The sequence below is a fragment of the Staphylococcus durrellii genome (assembly GCF_015594545.1).
GTDB classification, from domain to species: Bacteria; Bacillota; Bacilli; order Staphylococcales; family Staphylococcaceae; genus Staphylococcus; species Staphylococcus durrellii.
On sequence record NZ_JADIIO010000002.1, the window covers coordinates 1 to 20,918 of the forward strand.

The following is a 20,918-nucleotide window of genomic DNA, read 5'->3' on the forward strand; positions in this document are numbered from 1 at the left end:
ATGCCCAATTTTGAGAAATACAATTTATCCCAAGTAAAAACTGAAAGGTTTTATCAACTGCCTAAATATTTATTTGAAGATACATATTTCAAGAAAATGTCAGCAGAAGCCAAAATTATGTATGCATTATTAAAAGATCGTTTTGAATTATCCATCCAGAACGAATGGGTAGATAAAAATAATAACATTTACTTTATTTTCAGTAACAAACATTTGTGTGAATACTTAGGATATGCAGAACAAAAAATCATAAAATTAAAAAAAGAATTAGTGAATTTTAATTTGCTAACTCAAGAACGTGTGGGCCTTAATAAACCCAATAGATTGTATTTATTAAAACCTAATTATGATGGTGAATACAGTCGTACCAAGGAACTTCCAAATTCACAGTTCCAGAACAATGAATTTGGAAGTTCTAGAACTATGAATTTAAGTGGTCAAGAACTTCCAAATTCACAGTCTAATGATACTGACTTAAGTAATACTGATTATATAGAGACTGAGAATAATGATACGCATGATATGAATGATATATACAACAATCGAATAAAAAACAATTATTCGGATCATACAAATCATCAACAAACCGAATTTAATAATGATGCGCTTAAGTTCCAAGTGCTCGAAGAATTGCCCCAACAACTTCAAGATTATTTAAGTAAATTTGAAATTAGAGAAATTCGGATTATTAAAAGTGTGTTACTCAAAGGTAAGAAATCATTTAATAATGCACATGATACCTATTACCGTTTAGAAGATGTTGAGTTTGAAATTGTAAGTGTCTTGAAACGTTTTAAAGCGATGCTGCTACAAAAGAATGAAACCGTTGAAGCTATGCAAGGGTATTTAATGCAATCCATTAAAGCTGAATTCGAAGAAACACATGCACTTTATATGCGCCGTCAAAACATGAAACAACATAATATCTTTAATCAGTAATTCAAATAATCTATAGCAATCAAAAAGACCTCGAAATATTCGGTTAAGTCATCAGATTATTTGACCGGAGATAGTGAAAAAGATTCAGAAATTGTTAGTGATTTAGAACAAGGTTTATATCGAAAACGTATGTTGAGTTATGGTGGATTGCTTAAACAAAAACATAAAATTTTAAATTTAGACGACGCCGAAGATGGCAATTTAATTAATACAAGTGACGAAGATAAAACAACAGACAAAGAAGAAAAAGCACATTCAATTACTGCAATTTGGAATTTTGAAAAACAAAATTATTACTTAAAAGATTTGAAACGTTAGCTTAAAAGCTAGCGTTTTTTTATGTTTTTTGCCCCTGCGGGAACTATAGGATTAACCAGCATGGTTATCCAGTTTTTACGCGAAAAATAATTTTGTGCGTAACTGGGCAGTGTCTGAATTTTTTTGCCAGCACATGCCAAATTTTTAATTTGCATGTAACTGGGCAGTGTCTAAAAAAATAGTCACTGGTTTTGCTCAAATTTTTGTTTGTGAAATTAGAATATATTTATTTGGCTCATATTTGCGTTTTAAGAACGTATATAAGCTTTTAGGTATAATTCTATATAAATAACTCTTAATTCTTCAAAATACCCCTTTAAAATTCAAATAAAGGTATATAAAAATAAAGAGCCAACCCAGATAAAATGGATTGGCTCTTTATTGCTTATTTTTGCAAAGTAGATTATAAAAAACTACTGTTAATAAGCGCTAAACGTTATAGCCATATTATAACAAGAACATGCATTTATGCCGAGAAAATTTATTGAGCGTTGAGAAGAACCCTTAACTAAACTTGAAGACGAATGTCGGCATAGCGTGAGCTATTAAGCCGACCATTCGACAAGTTTTGGGATTGTTAAGGGTTCCGAGGCTCAACGTCAATAAAGCAATTGGAATAAAGCATCTATGATTATTTGAAAACATAAGTTATAATACATTCAAAAATATTTTTGAATGAGGTGTAATTATGATTCAGACTATTGTAACTGCTGCTATTCTTTATATTGCGACAGCAGTAGATTTATTAGTGATTTTATTAATATTTTTTGCTAGAGCAAAGACTAGAAAAGAATATAGAGATATTTATGTTGGTCAATATTTAGGGTCTATTATTTTAATATTAGTTAGTTTGTTTTTAGCTTTTGTATTAAATTATGTTCCAGAGAAGTGGATATTAGGTTTATTGGGTTTAATACCAATTTATCTTGGAATTAAAGTAGCTATTTATGATGATTGTGAAGGAGAAAAGAGAGCTAAAAAAGAATTGAATGAAAAAGGATTGTCTAAATTAGTTGGTACGGTTGCAATTGTTACGATAGCAAGTTGTGGTGCTGATAATATTGGTTTATTTGTTCCGTATTTTGTGACATTAAGTGTTATTAATTTATTAATTACTCTGTTTGTCTTTTTAATTTTAATTTTCTTCTTGGTATTTACTGCACAAAAATTAGCTAATATTCCAGGAGTTGGAGAAATTGTTGAGAAATTTAGTCGTTGGATTATGGCTGTTATTTATATAGCTTTAGGTTTATTTATTATTATTGAAAATGACACTATTCAAACAATTTTAGGATTTATATTTTAATTTAGGGTGTGATTTTATATGAGTTATGAAAATGCTTGTGATGTGATCTGTGTACATGAGGATAAAGTTAACAATGCTTTAAGTTTTTTAGAAGATGATAAATCTAAGAAATTACTTAACATTTTAGAAAAAATTTGTGATGAGAAGAAATTGAAAATCATATTATCTTTGATTAAAGAAGATGAGTTGTGTGTTTGTGATATTTCTTTGATATTGAAATTGAGTGTTGCTTCAACTTCACATCATTTAAGGCTTTTATATAAAAATGAGGTACTTGATTTTTATAAAGATGGAAAGATGGCATATTATTTTATTAAAGACGATGAAATAAGAGAGTTTTTCTCTAAAAATCAGGAGGGTTTTTGAAACGAGTGAAACGAGTTTCTTCTTGTCTTGATACTATATAGAAATAATATTCTTAATAAGGATTAAATAAACTTTGAAGCAAAAAATGATTAATGCTTTTACAAAAATAATATTTTAGTTCATTTGGAAAAACTATCAATGCTTCTGTTATATTAGCATATAATTGAAGCATTAAAATAAAGGAAAGAGGTTTTTAAATGAACTTAATTTCTAAATTAATTCAAGAAGATATAGAAAATAATCCGGAATTAGAAACATTGTATAAAGAGCAGGATGAGAATTTCGAATTTGCTATGAGATTAGTTGAATTGCGTAAAGAAATTGGATGTTCACAAAAGCAACTTGCTCAAAAACTAGAAGTGCCTCAGACAACTATTGAAAATATTGAAAACGGAGATACGCGTCCGACCATGTCTCTTTTAAAATCAATTGCTAATGTAACGCAAAAATAATTGCATGTTGAATAGATATAAATTCGTAACAAATAAGACAGTATTTATTATGAAAATTAATTTTTGAAATCTGAAAGATTAGTATATAAATAATGAGAATGAAGTATATAAGTCATACAACAATTTAAACTTTCAGGAGGATAAAATAATGGAAAAAGAAAAAACAATTAAAGAAGAAATCCAAGAATTTTACTTGAATGGTGGAACCTATAATGAAGTAGAAATCGATTTTGGAACACCTAAAGGATCAGAAGCATTATAAAAATTAAATATTACAAATGAAAATGATCAAAAAGCGGTGGACTATTATTTTTGATTATTAGATTTTGGATGTGGACTTCTATCTTTGAGAAGTCCATTTTTAAATTCAATATAAATAATTATTAAGTAGCTATAATGAAAAAATAGAAAGATTAATAGATTAATTTAAGTAGGAGTTGATGTGGAAAGTTTTCAATTAGTAATATCGAAATGAATCACTTCATGATATTTTTAAACTTTTTTGAGTATAAAAAATAAGAGCATAAGGAAATACAATGCCACTTGCGTGTCAATCAGCATAGCTGATGTATTTTCCTTTAATATTTCTGATCCGTTTATTCTATTTAAAACACTGGTGTAATAGCGTTTTATTGATTTTTATACACACTAAAATTAAGTGATTATAAAGTTATACATTTTTATGTAAATGGCATCGAGTATTTTGCACTTTTATTCAAAATCACCTTGATATAGAGCCTTTCATATTGATTTTTATACATGGTGTATAAGTTTTTAATGAGATTTGATACACGATGTATAAGTCGGATTTTATTAAAAACAGAAAGTTTTCAATGGAAAAGTGACTTAGAGTCGAACTAAAAAAGAGGAGAAACATTGAAAGAAATAATAAGTTTTTTACTTTACCTTTTACTTTTTTTGAGTTTATAAAAAGATACTTCTATCGAAAAACATTAGACTATTATGCTCTAATGTTTTTTATTTTATGGAATGAATGTAATCAACATAGTGTGCTGATTGATATATTTTTTATGGTAGATTTGCTATTTAAAAAGGAAGGAAACCTCCACAAAAATTTTGGTTGTCTTGTGGAGGTTTTTGATTTATTAAGGGTATCTATTTCACTTTAATTTTAGAGTTTTTAAAGTGAATAATGAAAGCGTGTTGTGACAACATGGTTTTATTATAATATTTTATTTTTATATAATTTTACGATATGATGTTTCTATAAAGGAGGAGTTCAAATGAATTTAGCAAAAAAACTCTATTTAGAAAGAAAAGATAAAAACTTAACTAAAAAAGAGTTATCTAAAGAACTAAATAAACTAAGTGACTTTTCCAATTATTCGAAAAAGAAGATAACACTTTTAGAATCTAATCAGAAAGAATTTACTTATCGTATCGTTGATGATCTTGCAAAATATTTTAATATGACCATCTATCAATTTTTAACAAAAAATTGGAAATCTTATAACACGGAAGAGATTACTTTGATTGATAATAATATTGAAGAATATTTTCATGGGTATTCAGAGCGAATGCCTAAAACGTTTAAAAATTTATCTGACATAATCTATAAATTTGATTTAGTAAATCATGACGATTGGGTAGGCATCCCTAAATATTATTTTATAATGGGAGAGTATTATGAGTATCTACATCGAGATGTTAGTAAAGAACGTAGCAATATTCTTATTAATAGAGCTGAAGGTCTCCTAGATAAATTGGAGCAATTTAGTTCATATAATCATAAAAATGATTTGCAATTTCCTATAAACTTAGAGACAGATTTTGCAGGATATACTAAATTTAATGACAAACGTGAACCTATTAATATGAATATATTAATTCAAAATATAGAATTCACCTTAGGTGAAATTAGGCAACTTTTTGAAGATGACTATTTTGATTTTGATGAGGAAGATATAAAATATTTTAATTTGTTAAATCATTATAGAGAAAAGTTAGATATAGGATTTGAAGATATTGAAAAGGATTTAGGTATTTCAAGTGCAGAGTATATGAAATGGGAAAAAGGTGAAGTTGATCCTAACATTAGTGATATTATAAAATTATGCGATTACTTAAATATAAATATTGATTTAATTTCTCTAAGATCGTTGCGCACACTGAACAACATTAATTCTCAATCAGTTGGATCATATATCCTCCAAAATACTAATATTCATAACTCTGAAGAGTTATCTAAAGATTATTATTTTTCAGAGAGACAAAGCATCATATTAATTCCTAAATATTGCTACGAATATATGTTTGATTACTTAAAAGATAAAACTCATAAAGACATTGGAATAAAGAAAGCGACTCAATTTACTAGAGAATTTTTTGTGAAATGGTATGAATTTAATAAAGCTAGGCAATTCTTATTTTATTCGTTAACTGGGTTGGTTGCTAAGGAGAATTTTATTCATTACACAGAGAAAGAAATTAAAAGATATTTAGGGGATAGTTACTACCCTGAAAATCCAGTGAAGTTTTTAACACAATTAACGTTAGATAGAGTTGAAAATTATGGATACAAAGATAAAAAACAAATTATCAACAGAATTAAGCATATTGATATAGAAAGAGTCCTAAAATCGTCTGAAAAGGTGAATCTAAGACCTGAGATAAATTGATTTGAATCTATAACAAAATTCCTCTATTAAGTAGAACTTAATAGGGGGATTCGAGAAAGGAATAGCATTATCTGATTATGAAATGCTGATGGTTGTACTCATAATCATTGGTTTAGTATTAATTAGCAATAAAGACCAAAAAATAATCACTCTAAATTTTTGACCGAGTAGGTAAAGTGGATGTTTATTACTTTACTGAAAGCCTAGCGTCTTTCGAAGAGGCTCATTAGGACAACATGTTAGCGCATGTTGTCCTTTTTACACGTTTAAATAATAGCATAGTTTTTTTCAAGTATTCAATAACCTTCTTTAAATAAGATAATAATACATAACTGATAATTTATTGAATACACGTGCATACATTATACATGTAGATTGTATGCACGTATAATGTATGCAGTGAAACACAAAGTAGAAGTTGCGTTGTTTTGAGCGAAGTTGGTTTAATCATAATAAAGTTGAACTGACATAATTCAACTTATCGGAAGTGGATATGCTTCAAAAGATACAGATGGTATAATAGTGGAGTCGCCTTAACTTCCGGCGGTATTTTCGGCGGAAGGAGGTGAAGTCATGAGTTTAATATTTGTTAGCATAATTGCACCCATAGTATCAGGGTGTATGGTTGCGATTTTCACGTTTTGGCTAAACAATCGCAATAAGTAAGGCGACAGAGCCTCACCATTAAAAGAACCCCCAATCTATGACTGTAGATTGGGGGTTCGGTGATTCATGAGTCTAATATTTGTTAAATACATTATAACATTATAGTGGATCGGAATGCAAAATAAGAATAAATATATACATAGTCTAAATAAAGAAAAATTTACTTAGCTTTGCCTCCACTTAATTCATTCACTGCTAGTATAGCTTGCGCTATGTTTTCAGCAGTGAATTCATCATTTAAATTAGAGAAAGTATCATTAGGATCTTTTGCTAATTTTCCTACTTTTATTAAGTCCTCAAAAGAAGCATCATTTAAATTTGTTGGCATTTCTAAGAATTTATAAAAATCAATATATTTTTTAATTTCTTCATAAGGTCTATTTTCTAAAACCATTTGAACCCAAGTCGCATACGCTACTTTTTCGCCGTGTCCAAGTTTATGAATGTCTCCTGATAAAGCTGTAAACCCATTGTGTATTGCGTGGGCTGCAGCAATGCCCTCATTTTCAAAATCAAGCCCTGAAAGTAAAGTGGTTGCTTCGATAATAGACTCCACTTGAGGGGTTACAATACCTTGTGCTGCAGAAAAATAAGCGCTTTTATCGTATTTAAATATTGTTTCTTCTGCTTTTTCAGCAATGCTAAAGAAGCTAATATTGGTTTTCCATCTACGGTTTAAAGTTGCTTTAACTTCTACTAAAGTAGCTAAAGTATCGCTCATGCCTGCCGCAAACGATTTAACTGGTGCTTCGACTATAATTTGTGAATCTGCTAATACTACATTTGGGTTTTTATAGTAAAATCTGTAACCAGTAAAAACACCTTCATCTGAATAGATAACTGATAAAGCACTCATAGGGGCATCTGTAGAAGCAGTTCTTGGGACAATAATAACAGGGGAATTAAGATCATCAGAAATTGCTTTTGCTGTATCTAACGTCTTTCTTCCTCTAATCCGAAGAATTACATTTATGTTATGGTCTTTAGCTATTTGGCTAAGTCTTGCTATTTCATTTTCAGAGGCTTCTCCATTAAATTCTTCGTACTTGTAACTAACCTCGCTAGATTTAAAACTCTTATTTATATCTTTATTTGTTAGTGATCAAACTAAACTATCTGAAATAATCAAGGGTGCGTCATCTAATTTATTAACCTCCTTAGCTAAACTTTTTATTTCTCCTTTTCCTTGTATATATCTACTTGGTGATTGAAAAATGTATTTTGACATACAAACTTCTCCTTAGTATTTGATATACACTTATTTTAGCCTTTCTATTCATAGGTATAAATCATAAATCGTTGTAAATGTGAAAGGCTATATGTAAAACAATTACTTATTCGAATGATTTAACTTCTTTGTTTTTTGAGCACGTTGTATTTGGGGTGTGGGTCGTTTTCTTATTATTTAAATAGGCAAATAAGCTTTTGTTTAAGTCGAAATTTTAATTTTACGTGTTTAATATACTTCTTTTGAGGTTATTTGAGTTTGTAAGTAGGATATTTCTTATGTTTTTTTATCAACGTTAGGAATTACTTAGTATTAACGCAGTTTGAAATATTACATTACTGGAGGGGTTTGATGGATTTTATCATTACAGTAGTAATAGGTTTAATCGTTGGCGTGGCATTTTCAATCTGGTTAACTAAAAATAAAATTACCAATCTTATTATTAGTTTGATTTCAGCAGTGATTGGTGCATTCATTGGTCTAACAATGTTAAATTCTTCAGGCAATGCATTACCAAATTCAGCAGGCATGTTCTTTATAATTCCGACATTTGTTGGTTCTGTTTGTCTGACTTTACTTGTTTTGTTTATTATTAAAACGAACAAAGATATTGTAACAAATTAAAATAGTTTACATGGCTATTGTATATGTGAGATTGTACTAATTTTTAGTTTTGGGTTAAACAAATGTAATAAATAATAAGGCGACATAGTAAAACCAAGAAGCCCCCCTTGCTATTCTCAGTAGTGAGGGGGGTCAATGTTCCAATGGATTTGCTTTTTATTAAACAAATTAAAATACCATAGGCTATGGAAATGAAAAATAGTTACTCCCTCAAATTTCCATTCAAGCACAATTATTTATAATAAAGTGCCGATATCCTTTAGCTTATTAAGAATTAGCTTTTTTGAGGCTTCTATCAGTATTTATTGATTTTCAAGATTATTAGATATGTTTTTAGCGGGTGCAAGTATTTCATAATTAAGATTATAGAATTTTTTATATTTTTGGATAAACAAGCATAAAAAATGAAGAAGTAAAAAGTTATTATATGAATCATATACTTTATAAACTATTATTAAGTTGAGAATCTATAATTTAAATCTTCGAGAAAAGGAATGATCCTTTGAAAATATCCTTAATATTATTAAAGTTTTTCTATCCATTATTTTTTATATTCCAAATTTCTAATTTTTCTATAAAAAATAATGAGGGAAAATATGAACACTTAAAAAAACCAAAATATATTATTAATAGTTTGTTGCTTCCTTTAATGTGGGGAATAGTAAATATGATTTCCAGTATTACTCTTATGTTTTCACATTCACACTATAAAAAAAACTTCTTTTTAGCTTATAACGCCCAATTAATAGCACAGGGCTTTGGGTATTTACTGTTTTTTAAATATCAATCACTGTTTTTCTCATTTATAATTAAAACAGTTCAATCACTGTTTATGATAGTGAGTATTAAATCAGTAACCAATAAGAAAAATGTCATCCGTTTATTTTTAGGAATACATTTAGTGTGGATTATCTATGAAATATATATAATTATAAATTTTTGGTCATTAAATAAAAAACTAGATAAAAGGTGATTATATGAAAAAATTCGTTTCAATTGTATTTATTTTTACTACACTCTATTTATTAAATAATAAGCAAAAAGAAAAATATAATCCTGTTACGAAAAAGAATGGCGCATATTATGTGAATAACCACATTATTGTAAACAGAGAGTATAAAGTTTGTCCGTTTTATATACCTTTTCCAAAATCAGAAGCAAAAAACAATTTAAAACTTATGATTAAAGATGCCCAAAAACAAGGGTTTCAACTAATTATTATTAGTGGCTTTCGGTCGTATTTTAAGCAAATGCGGTTATTCAATATGTACGTTCATCGCGATGGTCTAGAAAAAGCGAAAACTTATAGCGCTGAACCAGGATATTCTGAACACCAAACAGGTTTAGCTTTTGACGTTGCTTCTCCCGGTTTAGATGAATCAATAAAAGAACAGTTTCAATTTACAAAAGAAAGCAAGTGGTTGCAAGATAACGCACATTTCTATGGATTTATTATCCGATATCCTAAGGGTAAAGAACATATTACAGAATTTATGTATGAACCTTGGCATTTAAGATATATAGGAAGAGAAGATGCAGTGGGAATAGCAAACAAAAATCTCACATTTGAAGAATATTTTGATTTAGCTTAAGGCAATTTTTATGTAGGAACTTAAGTTGACCTAAAATCAATATCGGTAAAAAATTCAGACTTTAAGTATCACTGTACACTTTTATATGAATGATGGGATGACTTAAAAAGTATAAAGTTCAAATTTTTTATAAAAAGTGAACTTAACAAGGCAAAAATACGTATATTTTAATGAGTAGCAACAAAAAGGGGGATTTGTTCAAACCTATATTAAATGTACTTCGTAAGATTAAAAGAATCTAATTGTGCTTTTGCGCTTAAGCTTTAACGAAGGTTAGGCAACACGAATGATTCATAAAAATATTAAAAAGGGGCGAAGATTTATGAATAACAAATTATTAGTATTTTCATCATCAGTATTAGCTACAGGTGTATTGTTAGGAGCAAGTAATGGATCAGGTGAAGATAACACAGCACACGCTGATACTACAAATAACAACATGAATAATATGAACCAGAAAGACATGTCTATGAATCACAACATGGACAACATGAACGGTAATATGAATCAAAAAGACATGTCTATGGATGATAACATGAACAATATGAACGATAATATGAATCAAAAAGACATGTCTATGGATGATAACATGAACAATATGAACGATAATATGAATCAAAAAGACATGTCTATGAATCACAACATGGACAACATGAACGGTAATATGAATCAAAAAGACATGTCTATGGATGATAACATGAACAATATGAACGGTAATATGAATCAAAAAGGCATGTCTATGGATGATAACATGAACAATATGAACGGTAATATGAACCAAAAAGGCATGTCTATGAATGATAACATGAACAATATGAACGGTAATATGAACCAACAAGCAATGATGCCGTATTATAATTATACGGGTTATACAACATATGATGGTGATTTTACTCAAGATTATGATTTTGTAAGAGCATTAAAACACGATAACGTTATGATTGATGGATACAAAGTTAATACAGCAGCTGCCGATAAAGACGTTGCCACAAGTAAAAAAATGGATGACACAATTGTAGATATGAATAAAGATGGCCAAGTAGTTCATATCACTTTCGATACTAAGGAACATGCAGTAAGTAAAGATATGTTCAAGAAAGAGCATATGTCTAACCACATGTCTGACGAAGGTCAAACAGAAAATGGATCATATATGACTTACGAAACAAACAACGGTATGTACAAAGCCTTTTTCGATGAGCAAGGTTATTTAATGAAAGTAATGATTAGTTAATATTCAATAACTTCATAAAAAAAAGGACCTCAGTTGAGGTCCTTTTTTTATGATTGTTAATAGTTAAAATAAAGTCGATTCTAATTTAAGAATATATTATTGAAATAAGTCTCTCATCTTTTTATATAATCACAATGTTTTAAGATTTATCTGTTTGTAATAATGTTTTAATGTACATCTGGTCATCATGATCATATTTTTTCCCTTTATAGTTTTGTGGCTCATTAATACCCGTAAGTAAAATCACTTCATTATTTTTATCTGTTGCATGCAGAAGTCCTCGTATTCCTTCTTTTCGTGAGTAAGACTTTAAAACACTATTTTTTTTATAACTATGAGGTAAATGTTCAATCATAAATTCAGTGATTGCTTTAGGATCTTCATAACCCACTTGCTCAGCAGCAAGCATCAACTTATGAACGCCTTCAGGTAATTCCTCCACAGTCATGCCCATTTTGTCAAAACCTCTTAAACCTATTCCTGTTACCATCGTATTTAATTTTTTGCCAATGCTTTCAGTATATTGTAAAGCATTATTTATTGATTCTCTAACTGCTAAAGCAGTATGCGCGAAATCTAATATAACAGTATAATGCTCTATTTCAACTATTTGAAAACGATGTGCTGGTGGCTCAATAATAGTTGAAGCTTTAATGATATCATTTGTAGCAAAACCCAATTTATGCAAACTAAAAATGCTTGTAGCTAAATTAATATAGTTATGTCCTCCTTTAAAGTTCGGTTTAACACAAAAACTCTCTCCATCAATTACAATATCTACATGACTGTTATGGACATTATATTGATAATAAGCTTGCTGTTTATTCGAAAAATGCCATTTATCTTTCACGATAGGGTTATATTCAGTCGTGTTCAAATTAACTAAATTTGATTTGCTCAACTCATTTAATCTCAATTTAGCTTTCAGATAGTTATTCATAGTACCATGATATTCGAGGTGTTCAGGGCTGAAATTAGTGAATACTGATAAATCATTCTGAATAAAATCTGTACGTCGTTGATCTAATGCTATCGATGTTGCTTCGTAAACGATATAATCGTAATTTTCATTATAAAAATGTTCTGTAATTTCACCCATTTCAAAATACATTGGCGTAGTTTGGGTCGTGTGATTAAATTTCATCTTTTCATAATTACAGTCAAAAATACCTAACGTTCCAATAATAGCAACTCTTTTACCCAACTGTGATAATAGGTTCCCAATCATATGACTTGTCGTTGTCTTACCATTTGTCCCTGTAACTGCAATGAATTTTAATCCATCAATTGCTTTTCCGTAAAATAACGTTACTAGATTGTTGGCTACGCTAGGGAAATTATTTATATATATAATAGGCATGTTAAATTCAAGGTGATTAAGTTTAGATGAATGGGCATCTGTAATCATAAGCAAAGGTTTCATTTCATTAGCGCGTTGCGCATAGTAGTCTGTATTATCTGAATCTTTCAACATAAAAATGGTATTTTGTTTTATATCCTGGTACATTGATGTAATATTTTGACAAATTGTATTCGTATTAACTTTCATGCACGTAGGATTTGTAATTGTGTTTTTTTCAATAGATAAAAGAATATCTTGAATCGTAATTTGCATTAATTTTCACCCAACATTTCATTTTTTTTGTAATATCAATTAATATTTCGTATTTTTATTAAAAAATTAATTACAAAATATACGTATAAATATAAAAAAAGGATCACATGAATTTGTGATCCTTTTCAATAAATTTAAAATATCATAATAATCAGATTAAATGTCACTACTAGCCATAACCATTTGACCTTTAGGTTCAGTATTATTAGGGGAAGGTTCTAATGTAAGAGCGATTTTATCATTCTTATCAATATCTATATTACTTAAGTCAAAAACAACCATCCCTTTATTGTTTTCACTAGAAAACGCGCCAGCAGGATAAGGTTTATTATCTTTTAATACCCAAACTTGGTACACTTGGTTGCCTTTTGTAGTTTCGATATCATTGGCTTCCACAATTAATTTTCTATCAGTTTTATTATTAGCATTTGAAAGGTAGGCTTGTCCTTGAGTTTTGTTCTCATCCATAGATTTTAGGTTGATTGTTTTAGCATCACCAGTGTTTATCATTGAAGTAGATTGCTTTTTCGATTCTTTATGCCCAAAAAACTGGACCCCATTGCCAATAAGAGATAACAACAACATTGCTGCTATAATCCCCATAGAGAAACGTTTGATAACTACACTTTTGTTCTTTTTATTATTATTTTGTTTTGACACATTTGAATTTTGTTGAAATTGGTTATTAGTGTCTGAACTAGTAAAACTAAAGTCATCCTCTTCATTTTCATTTTCTGTATCTTTATTTGTGGTTTTATTCTCATTTAGAACTGATTCTAAAATTCTTTGTTTCATTCCTGTCGGAGGTTCAACCTCTTTATTGTTATAAGGAAGTGTATCATGAAGAATTTCGATGTCTTTCAAAGTCTTATGACTTTCAGATGTAGAATTCAATTCTTGTTCAACTTGTACTTTTTCACTTTTGCTCAACTTATCATTGAAATAATCATATATTTTATCAACTTTGCTATCTCTCATTTTCTTCATCCTCCCTTCTTAAGGCTTTTTTAAAGTAGTTATTCAAATGTTGGATTGAAAGTCTCATACGGCTTTTTACAGTACCTAAAGGTATATTTAATTTACTTGCAATTTCTTGCTGACTCAATCCTTTATAATAAAACAAAGAAATAATTTTTTGCTGATCTTTATTTAAAAATGAAATCCTTTTATTGATTTCTTCTGAGACTTCTTTACTTAACAAATCATATTCAGGTAGACTATCAGTTTGTATACCTTGAAAATCCTCATCAAATTGACTCTCTATATTTTTTTTCTTTCTTATAGCATCAATAGATCTATTACGACATAATGTAATAAGCCAAGTTGATAATTTCCCCTTTTCAGGATTGAAAATTGCCTTTTTATTCCATATTTTCATAAAAACATCCTGTAAAACTTCTTCACTAGATTGCACATCTTGTGTTATTTTATAAGCCAAATTGAATAATAACGACTCGTACCGATCATATAATATTTCTAGACTTTTGCTATCATTTGTTTCTAATACCATTTTATATAGATCCTTTTCATCTACCATGCCGTCCCCTCCTTGTTTTAAAATCAAACAATTAGAAACACCCAGTCGATATTCATTTTATTAGCTTTCAATAAATATACGTAATTTAAATATAAAAAGTTCATACAGTGGATAAAAGTGGATAAACTTTTTATATTTAGGTGTACTCTAAAAAATAAAATTGACACTCGTTCTATTAAGCATAAACCTAATGAGTATTTTATCATTAACAGAAATATGTAGCTATTTTAGTTAAACGCTTACAATATGAAAGGCATATTCAAAAAATATATAGTAATTAGTCTAAAAATGAAAAATATTATTTTAAGAATTTTAATTGAAGACATTTGTAGTGAAAATACTAACAATGTTTTGATAATGATAATATAGTGAAATATATAATTGTATTAACCAAGGAGGCAAAATAATGAATAATGTAAAAGATAAAGTAGTCGTTATAACTGGTGCGTCTAGTGGCATTGGTGAGGAAACAGTAAGTTTGCTATCTGAAAATGGGGCTAAGCTTGTTTTAGGAGCAAGACGCGTAGATCGATTAGAAAAAATACAACAAAAAATAGGTAATAATATAAGCATTCAAAAAACTGATGTAACGAAGCCAGATGAAGTAAATGCATTAATTGAAACAGCGTATAAAGATTTTGGACGTGTAGATGTTTTAATTAATAATGCTGGTCTTATGCCTCAATCTTTTTTAGAAAAGAATAAACAAGATGAATGGAACCAAATGATTGATGTTAATATTAAAGGTGTACTATACGGTATTGGTGCAGTGTTGCCTTATATGAGAGAACAAAAATCAGGTCATATTATTAATTTAGCTTCTGTAGCAGGACATGTTGTTTTCCCAGGTAGCGCTGTTTATAGTGGTACTAAATATGCAGTAAGAGCGATAACTGAAGGATTAAGACAAGAAGAAGCTTCGGTGGGCTCAAATATTAGAACAACAATCCTTTCTCCAGGTGCTATTGATACTGAGTTAACAGACCATATTAGCGATAAAGAAATGAAACAAGGTATAGATGAAGTATATAAAGATGCAATTAAACCAGATGCTATTGCTAGAGCTATTAATTACGCCATTAATGAACCGGAGGAATCATCTGTAAATGAATTTATAATTCGTCCTAGTAGTCAAAATCTATAATTGAGAAGTGATAAATCATAAATCGTATATTAAAAGCCTAAATGCTGTTAAATTAGCACTTCAGGCTTTTATTTAATGACATAATTTAACTTATCAGAAGTGGATATGCTTGTGAATTCACAGATGGTATAATATAAAAGTCGTCGTTTTACTTCTGTGTTTTAATTAACATGGAAGGAGGTGACACCATGTTAAACACTCTATTTGTAGCACTTGTAGCTCCTATTATAGTAGGAGTTATAATTACGTTGTTTTCACATTGGTTAAACAAGCGTGATAAATAATCCGACGACATAACCAATACACCAAAAAAGAGCCCGATAACTACTGACATAGTTATCGGGCTCGGTGTTTACCATGTAAACACTCTATTTGTTAATTACATTATAACATCATAGCAAGTGGGAATGCAAAAAGGATAGTTTTCGTTAAATTTGGTTAACATATTCGCGTAATTTATTCAGTGCATACTTGATATTTTCATTACTTTCATAAGAAAAAGAAAGCCTAATTGTATTTTGAGTACTGCCATAAATGTATCCTGGATTAATAAGAATATGTTCTTTGTCAGCTAACTCTACAAAGAGTTTTTTAATATTAATACCGTCTTTAAAAGTAATCCACACAAAAAATCCACCTTCTGGTACATTCCACGTAGCAATTGAAGAAAAATCACTATTTAAAATGTTTAACATAAAGTCTCTTTTATTTTGTAATTCATAACGTACATTTTGAGTATGTTCATCATAAGCACCACTTTTCAACATTTCATAGACGACCATTTGGGATAATATACTAGATCCATAATCTATTTGCATCCTAATATCTCCAAGTTGTTCTACCACTTTTTCAGATGCAGCAATCCAACCAATGCGCATAGCTGGCGCGATAGTTTTTGAAAAGCTACTAATATAAATAACATTTCCATTTTTATCTAATGATTTAATCGAGGCATTAGGCTCATTTTCAAACCATATATCTCTATAAATATCATCTTCTATTATAGGTATATTATATAGATTACTATAATTCAAAATCTGTTCTCGTACCTTTTTAGAAAGTATATCTCCTGTAGGATTATTAAACGTTGATTCGATATATAAAGCTTTATTATAAGCATTTGAATAACTATTTAATATCGATTTAGATTGTTTGAGATAGTTATAGTTAATGTTGATACTGCGCATATTTAATATATCGAAAACATTTGTGGAGTCGACATAAGAAGGCGTATTACGAAATATGATTGTATTTTGACTCAAAAACCCAATTGAAAGTAATTGTATAGCGTGAAGCGCACCTGAAGTAATCAATATATTTTCACTTGAAACGTTAATATTTTGTTTTTCTAACCTTTTGGCAATCAGTTCTCGTAATTTAATATAACCATGACCGTTATTGTATCCAAACGATAGATCACCTATATAGTTTGAGACACGATTCATTGCCCTTTTTAACTCTTTATGCGGAAGTATTTCATCCCCTAATTCTCCCTTACTTATATGTATATATTCATTATGTGTTTCTAATTTATTAATAAGGTGTACAGTGTATTGACTACGCGTTCTTGATGACCATTCCATCATTTCATCCCATTTATTTATAATATAGGGTTTGTCCAAATAGTCATTAACATAAGTTCCACTTCCTTGGACAGTATATATAAATCCTTCAGATTCTAATAACTCAATGCTTTTGATGATTGTAACTCTATTTACATTAAATTGGTCTGATAATTTTCTTTGTGAAGGAATACGCATTCCATAAAACCAGTCTCCATTAATGATTTTCTCTCTTATATAAGAAGCAATATCTTTATATTTCATAAATACCTTCCTTTAAAATTGGTTGGGTTATTTTTATTTGAATTGGTTGTACTTAGTGTAACGTTAATTTCGTATTCTGAACATATATCAAATTACAGGTAGGTGTTCAGAGATGAAATATAATCAAACAAAGATAAAAGTGTGTTTTGCTTTTATACTTACAATATTTTTATGGGCTTCTGCATTTCCAATGATCAAAATAGCATTAAATGATTTCAAAGCAGAGAATTTATCTGCTTTAAGATTAATGATTGCTTGTTTCATCCTTTTGATTATTGCAGTAATAAAAAAAGTCTCATTACCGGAACTTAAAGACGTGCCTCTTATATTTATTTTAGGGTTTTGTGGATTCACTGTATATCATACTGCACTAAGTTTTGGAGAATATTATGTAAGTGCTGGAATTGCGAGTTTAATTGTATCAACAACACCGATATTTGCAGCACTTTTAGCTACATATTTCTTAAGAGAAAAATTCTCGAAAATAGCTTGGATTGGATCTATCATTGCATTTCTAGGCGTTGCTTTAATATCGTTAGGTAACGGAGAACAATTTCACGCGATGATAATCGGCGTAGTATTAGTGTTAGTAGCTTCGATTGGAGAAAGTATCTATTTTGCATTTCAAGCTAACTATTTAAAAAAGTATGGTTTTATTCCATTTACTATATATACTATTATTGCTGGTGCATTATTTACTTTAATATTCTTACCGGGCGCATTTTCTGACCTTCAAAATGCGAGTGCTACTTCAATAGTATCAGTTATATATTTAGGTGCATTTCCAACTGTAATCCCATACATTGCTTTAGCATATACAATACATAAGGTAGGTGTGTCTGATGCGACAATGTCTCTCTATTTAACACCAGCAGTTTCTCTCATTCTGGCATATTTATTGCTTGGAGAAGTTCCCAGTATAGTAGCCATTATAGGTGGTATTATTACTTTAATAGGCGTAACCATAACTTCTAATTATTCAAATGAAAGTATTTAAAAATGGAGAACATACGTTCTTTTTGTGGTATAATTATACTTGAAATGAGGATGATATAAGGTGAATGAAACAATTTTAACCAGTAAAATAAGGAAGCTAGAAAGTAATATTGAAAATATTGATAAAAAATTAAAAAAGGAAGAAGAAAGCGAAAGTAAGTTATATAAAGAACTAGCAAAAATACAAAAGAAATTATCTAACGCAAAAACTTCAACCTCATTTAAATCTTGTAAGAGGAAAGAAAATAGTATAACTAGTTCTCTTGAAAAGACTAAATATAATAAAAGTAATTTATTGAAAAGAAAATCTAGTGAATTAAAAACGTTAAGTAAACAAAGAGTAAAACTATCAAATTTAAGAAGAGAAGGAAGTAAGAAAGTAGAGCAAATGGCGAGTCAGTTATATAGCCAATCTACCACTCTAAAAATTGAAGAGATAGAAGAGGATATTAAATATATTAATAAAGAGAAATTTGAAAGTAAAAATCATGATGTGTTTATTTCTCATTCCTCGAGTGACAAAGAAAGTTTTGTTAATGATTTAATAGAGTCTTTGAGAAATAGAGGTATTGATGCTTGGTATGATGAAGATAACATTAACTGGGGTAATAGTATTAGGCAAAGTATCGATAAAGGAATTAGAAATTCCAGATTTTGTATAATTGTAATTTCTAAGAAATTTTTGAATAGTTATTGGACTAATTACGAACTTGATAGTATATTCCAAAAAGATTCTACTGTGGTAGATTCCTCCATCATTTTACCTATATGGCATGATATAAATAAAGATGAAATACAGAAACATAGTTATAAATTATCTGATATACAAGCTTTAAGTTCTGAAGTGGATACAGAAGAAATAACAGAAGCATTAGAAAACTTGTTAAATAATAAGGTGTTTTATGTATGATTAGAGTAAGCCTTAATCAGTCAGTAGGCAAAGTGGTTTTTTTAAGGTTTTAATTACATGATTAGGGTGTAACAAAAGTAAAAAATATCGTGGGCGTATTCCTAATGAAAAAAGTATTAGAAATTAATTTCCAATAACGAACAGTTATAGCTGAATAAGAGGTGGAATAAAATGAGAACAGACAATCAAATAGTCAATGCAATGAATGTAGTTAAAGATATAGTGTTATTTGTTATATTTAGTATGGTTGTATGGGGTAACAAATCTAACATAGAAGAAATGGTCATTTCTAAAACTGATAATGAGTTTTTAGCACTTAGTTTTTCAATCAGTATATTTGTAGTAATATTATTCATCTTTTTTCTTATTAGAATAGTTTTACACAAATTGGTATTTAAAATTTTTGGTGATGAAGATAATTAATAACATCTGGAGGAGAAAAATGAATAATAAAGAAGCTCAAATTGGAAATGATAGAAAAAATTTATTACTTGATTCACTAACAGAATTAACGAAAGTAGAGTTTAATAATCTATGTGAAAAGAGTTCTAAACCACGCAACAAGCTCTTATATAAAGCTTATAAAAGGACTAATTCATTAAAAAAAATATGGAGATTATCAAAATTATATGAATTATCTATACCTCATGAAGAATATGCGTCAACTATAATACCTTTCATATTTAAAAGAGTTATGACAAATCCTAGTGTAGATTCATTTAGACAAGCGAAAGGTTATTTAGAAACATACAATATGGTAATTAATTTTAGTAGTAGTGAATTTTCTGCAACAGAAGTAAAGTCATGTTTTAATATATATACATTTGAGTATTTTAGAAAAAACTATTTAAAATAATTTATTTGACTAAATAAGGAGTAAATATAATGAAAATAATAGTAATAATGGAAAAGTAATTTAGTAACATTACTAAAACCAATAACGAAGAAATTTGTACAAAATAACAATAGAGGGTGTATACCAATGAAAAATATAAGGAATGAAATAATAGTAGAACAAATTCATAAAATAAAACAGAATTTAATACCGTCTTTAGTTTTTGGAATAATAGCCATTCTTTTATGTTTAATTAGTGGTTCGTATATTATTAAATCAAAAACAGGATCAGATTCATTTATTGAATCATTTCACATACTAAGCACATCACTATTACCCATGTTGACTATTGGATTTATTGGTTTTATTACTTTTATTATCTGTTTGTTACTGGAAGATCCATTTTAAATGCAACAAAAAACCAAAGAATTTAAATAAATTGATAAAATATTAAAAACCATTAACGAACCTTTTTGTTACAAATTTTGCACGTCTGCAATTTAACAAGTAAAATTTTTGCCAAATACCTCTCAAACTTATAAAAAACAAGGAAATATTAACTTCAATATTTTTTTGTCTATGAAAACCAATACTTGTAACATAATCAATGTTACAATATTACTATGATTCACGAGAAAAGTTACAAAATCATTGTCTTTCATTTGCTTTGAGAAAAATTTTAAATAGTTTA

Annotated in this window: 20 protein-coding genes and 2 pseudogenes; 17 read left to right on the plus strand and 5 right to left on the minus strand. The window is 28.8% G+C overall.

Features of this window, described 5'->3' with window-relative positions; genetic code table 11:
- The 7 genes and pseudogenes from ISP02_RS12405 to ISP02_RS12435 all read left to right on the plus strand — a co-directional run bounded on the left by ISP02_RS12405 (position 1) and on the right by ISP02_RS12435 (position 6,686).
- Positions 1 to 939, plus strand: coding sequence for a replication initiator protein A (locus ISP02_RS12405; protein ID WP_195721891.1), 939 nt, complete (start codon positions 1 to 3; stop codon positions 937 to 939).
- A gap of 15 nt (positions 940 to 954) precedes the next feature.
- Positions 955 to 1,257 (plus strand): annotated as a pseudogene (locus tag ISP02_RS12410) (protein rep); the annotation flags it as partial.
- Between the two features lie 688 nt (positions 1,258 to 1,945).
- Positions 1,946 to 2,563: a cadmium resistance transporter CadD gene (gene cadD / locus ISP02_RS12415; protein ID WP_195721892.1), complete on the plus strand. Its 618-nt coding sequence runs from the start codon at positions 1,946 to 1,948 to the stop codon at positions 2,561 to 2,563.
- A gap of 18 nt (positions 2,564 to 2,581) precedes the next feature.
- Complete coding sequence (locus ISP02_RS12420) at positions 2,582 to 2,929, plus strand: helix-turn-helix domain-containing protein (RefSeq protein WP_195721893.1); 348 nt, start codon at positions 2,582 to 2,584, stop codon at positions 2,927 to 2,929.
- 197 nt (positions 2,930 to 3,126) lie between these two features.
- On the plus strand, positions 3,127 to 3,381 hold the full coding sequence (locus ISP02_RS12425) for a helix-turn-helix domain-containing protein (protein WP_195721894.1): 255 nt from the start codon (positions 3,127 to 3,129) through the stop codon (positions 3,379 to 3,381).
- A 1,244-nt stretch (positions 3,382 to 4,625) separates the two neighbouring features.
- Positions 4,626 to 6,020, plus strand: coding sequence for a helix-turn-helix transcriptional regulator (locus ISP02_RS12430; protein WP_195721895.1), 1,395 nt, complete (start codon positions 4,626 to 4,628; stop codon positions 6,018 to 6,020).
- 573 nt (positions 6,021 to 6,593) lie between these two features.
- Positions 6,594 to 6,686, plus strand: a complete 93-nt coding sequence (locus tag ISP02_RS12435) for a type I toxin-antitoxin system Fst family toxin (RefSeq protein WP_119597117.1) — start codon at positions 6,594 to 6,596, stop codon at positions 6,684 to 6,686.
- A gap of 160 nt (positions 6,687 to 6,846) precedes the next feature.
- On the opposite strand, the pseudogene ISP02_RS12440 reads toward ISP02_RS12435, so the two are convergent.
- Positions 6,847 to 7,914: pseudogene (locus ISP02_RS12440) on the minus strand (glycerol dehydrogenase).
- A gap of 351 nt (positions 7,915 to 8,265) precedes the next feature.
- On the opposite strand from ISP02_RS12440, the gene ISP02_RS12445 reads away from it, so the two are divergent.
- From ISP02_RS12445 to isaB, 4 genes are all read left to right on the plus strand, one after another.
- Positions 8,266 to 8,538, plus strand: a complete 273-nt coding sequence (locus ISP02_RS12445) for a hypothetical protein (RefSeq protein ID WP_069820952.1) — start codon at positions 8,266 to 8,268, stop codon at positions 8,536 to 8,538.
- Between the two features lie 502 nt (positions 8,539 to 9,040).
- Positions 9,041 to 9,511, plus strand: a complete 471-nt coding sequence (locus tag ISP02_RS13310) for a tryptophan-rich sensory protein (protein ID WP_069820951.1) — start codon at positions 9,041 to 9,043, stop codon at positions 9,509 to 9,511.
- A gap of 4 nt (positions 9,512 to 9,515) precedes the next feature.
- A complete protein-coding gene (locus ISP02_RS12455) occupies positions 9,516 to 10,130 on the plus strand; it encodes a M15 family metallopeptidase (RefSeq protein ID WP_195721896.1) in 615 nt (204 codons plus the stop codon).
- A gap of 322 nt (positions 10,131 to 10,452) precedes the next feature.
- A complete protein-coding gene (gene isaB, locus ISP02_RS12460) occupies positions 10,453 to 11,364 on the plus strand; it encodes an immunodominant staphylococcal antigen IsaB family protein (protein WP_195721897.1) in 912 nt (303 codons plus the stop codon).
- 139 nt (positions 11,365 to 11,503) lie between these two features.
- Here the strand turns inward: isaB and ISP02_RS12465 are convergent, their stop codons facing one another.
- The 3 genes from ISP02_RS12465 to ISP02_RS12475 all read right to left on the minus strand — a co-directional run bounded on the left by ISP02_RS12465 (position 11,504) and on the right by ISP02_RS12475 (position 14,516).
- Positions 11,504 to 12,979 carry a Mur ligase family protein gene (locus tag ISP02_RS12465; protein ID WP_195721898.1) on the minus strand — a complete coding sequence of 492 codons (1,476 nt, stop codon included), beginning with the start codon at positions 12,977 to 12,979 and terminating at the stop codon, positions 11,504 to 11,506.
- 156 nt (positions 12,980 to 13,135) lie between these two features.
- Positions 13,136 to 13,957 carry an anti-sigma factor gene (locus ISP02_RS12470; protein ID WP_195721899.1) on the minus strand — a complete coding sequence of 274 codons (822 nt, stop codon included), beginning with the start codon at positions 13,955 to 13,957 and terminating at the stop codon, positions 13,136 to 13,138.
- On the minus strand, positions 13,947 to 14,516 hold the full coding sequence (locus tag ISP02_RS12475) for an RNA polymerase sigma factor (RefSeq protein ID WP_069820947.1): 570 nt from the start codon (positions 14,514 to 14,516) through the stop codon (positions 13,947 to 13,949). Before ISP02_RS12475 ends, ISP02_RS12470 begins: the two co-directional genes overlap by 11 nt.
- A gap of 406 nt (positions 14,517 to 14,922) precedes the next feature.
- Here ISP02_RS12475 and ISP02_RS12480 point away from each other — a divergent pair, with 406 nt between their 5' ends.
- Together ISP02_RS12480 and ISP02_RS12485 are read left to right on the plus strand one after the other, a co-directional pair.
- Positions 14,923 to 15,660, plus strand: coding sequence for an SDR family oxidoreductase (locus ISP02_RS12480; protein ID WP_195721900.1), 738 nt, complete (start codon positions 14,923 to 14,925; stop codon positions 15,658 to 15,660).
- Between the two features lie 188 nt (positions 15,661 to 15,848).
- Positions 15,849 to 15,944, plus strand: coding sequence for a type I toxin-antitoxin system Fst family toxin (locus ISP02_RS12485; protein ID WP_107547012.1), 96 nt, complete (start codon positions 15,849 to 15,851; stop codon positions 15,942 to 15,944).
- A gap of 144 nt (positions 15,945 to 16,088) precedes the next feature.
- Here ISP02_RS12485 and ISP02_RS12490 read toward each other — a convergent pair whose 3' ends face one another.
- Entirely contained in the window at positions 16,089 to 17,486 is a 1,398-nt protein-coding gene (locus tag ISP02_RS12490) for an aminotransferase-like domain-containing protein (RefSeq protein WP_195721901.1), read from the minus strand.
- Between the two features lie 112 nt (positions 17,487 to 17,598).
- Between ISP02_RS12490 and ISP02_RS12495 the strand changes: the two genes are divergently transcribed.
- From ISP02_RS12495 to ISP02_RS12510, 4 genes are all read left to right on the plus strand, one after another.
- Positions 17,599 to 18,483 (plus strand): DMT family transporter, encoded by an 885-nt coding sequence (locus ISP02_RS12495; RefSeq protein WP_195721902.1) that lies wholly within the window; start codon positions 17,599 to 17,601, stop codon positions 18,481 to 18,483.
- 60 nt (positions 18,484 to 18,543) lie between these two features.
- Positions 18,544 to 19,392 (plus strand): toll/interleukin-1 receptor domain-containing protein, encoded by an 849-nt coding sequence (locus ISP02_RS13230; protein WP_195721903.1) that lies wholly within the window; start codon positions 18,544 to 18,546, stop codon positions 19,390 to 19,392.
- A 171-nt stretch (positions 19,393 to 19,563) separates the two neighbouring features.
- Positions 19,564 to 19,815, plus strand: a complete 252-nt coding sequence (locus ISP02_RS12505; RefSeq protein ID WP_119523259.1) for a hypothetical protein — start codon at positions 19,564 to 19,566, stop codon at positions 19,813 to 19,815.
- Between the two features lie 19 nt (positions 19,816 to 19,834).
- Positions 19,835 to 20,248 (plus strand): hypothetical protein, encoded by a 414-nt coding sequence (locus tag ISP02_RS12510; protein WP_119555496.1) that lies wholly within the window; start codon positions 19,835 to 19,837, stop codon positions 20,246 to 20,248.
- Positions 20,249 to 20,918: the final 670 nt, after the last annotated feature.

What these genes read in the sequence shown, in the direction of transcription:
- ISP02_RS12405 (WP_195721891.1), top strand. Translation starts at nt 1, where the DNA reads ATGCCCAATTTTGAGAAATACAATTTATCCCAAGTAAAAACTGAAAGG.
- cadD (WP_195721892.1), top strand. Translation starts at nt 1,946, where the DNA reads ATGATTCAGACTATTGTAACTGCTGCTATTCTTTATATTGCGACAGCA.
- ISP02_RS12420 (WP_195721893.1), top strand. Translation starts at nt 2,582, where the DNA reads ATGAGTTATGAAAATGCTTGTGATGTGATCTGTGTACATGAGGATAAA.
- ISP02_RS12425 (WP_195721894.1), top strand. Translation starts at nt 3,127, where the DNA reads ATGAACTTAATTTCTAAATTAATTCAAGAAGATATAGAAAATAATCCG.
- ISP02_RS12430 (WP_195721895.1), top strand. Translation starts at nt 4,626, where the DNA reads ATGAATTTAGCAAAAAAACTCTATTTAGAAAGAAAAGATAAAAACTTA.
- ISP02_RS12435 (WP_119597117.1), top strand. Translation starts at nt 6,594, where the DNA reads ATGAGTTTAATATTTGTTAGCATAATTGCACCCATAGTATCAGGGTGT.
- ISP02_RS12445 (WP_069820952.1), top strand. Translation starts at nt 8,266, where the DNA reads ATGGATTTTATCATTACAGTAGTAATAGGTTTAATCGTTGGCGTGGCA.
- ISP02_RS12455 (WP_195721896.1), top strand. Translation starts at nt 9,516, where the DNA reads ATGAAAAAATTCGTTTCAATTGTATTTATTTTTACTACACTCTATTTA.
- isaB (WP_195721897.1), top strand. Translation starts at nt 10,453, where the DNA reads ATGAATAACAAATTATTAGTATTTTCATCATCAGTATTAGCTACAGGT.
- ISP02_RS12465 (WP_195721898.1), bottom strand. Translation starts at nt 12,979, where the DNA reads ATGCAAATTACGATTCAAGATATTCTTTTATCTATTGAAAAAAACACA.
- ISP02_RS12470 (WP_195721899.1), bottom strand. Translation starts at nt 13,957, where the DNA reads ATGAGAGATAGCAAAGTTGATAAAATATATGATTATTTCAATGATAAG.
- ISP02_RS12475 (WP_069820947.1), bottom strand. Translation starts at nt 14,516, where the DNA reads ATGGTAGATGAAAAGGATCTATATAAAATGGTATTAGAAACAAATGAT.
- ISP02_RS12480 (WP_195721900.1), top strand. Translation starts at nt 14,923, where the DNA reads ATGAATAATGTAAAAGATAAAGTAGTCGTTATAACTGGTGCGTCTAGT.
- ISP02_RS12485 (WP_107547012.1), top strand. Translation starts at nt 15,849, where the DNA reads ATGTTAAACACTCTATTTGTAGCACTTGTAGCTCCTATTATAGTAGGA.
- ISP02_RS12490 (WP_195721901.1), bottom strand. Translation starts at nt 17,486, where the DNA reads ATGAAATATAAAGATATTGCTTCTTATATAAGAGAGAAAATCATTAAT.
- ISP02_RS12495 (WP_195721902.1), top strand. Translation starts at nt 17,599, where the DNA reads ATGAAATATAATCAAACAAAGATAAAAGTGTGTTTTGCTTTTATACTT.
- ISP02_RS12505 (WP_119523259.1), top strand. Translation starts at nt 19,564, where the DNA reads ATGAGAACAGACAATCAAATAGTCAATGCAATGAATGTAGTTAAAGAT.
- ISP02_RS12510 (WP_119555496.1), top strand. Translation starts at nt 19,835, where the DNA reads ATGAATAATAAAGAAGCTCAAATTGGAAATGATAGAAAAAATTTATTA.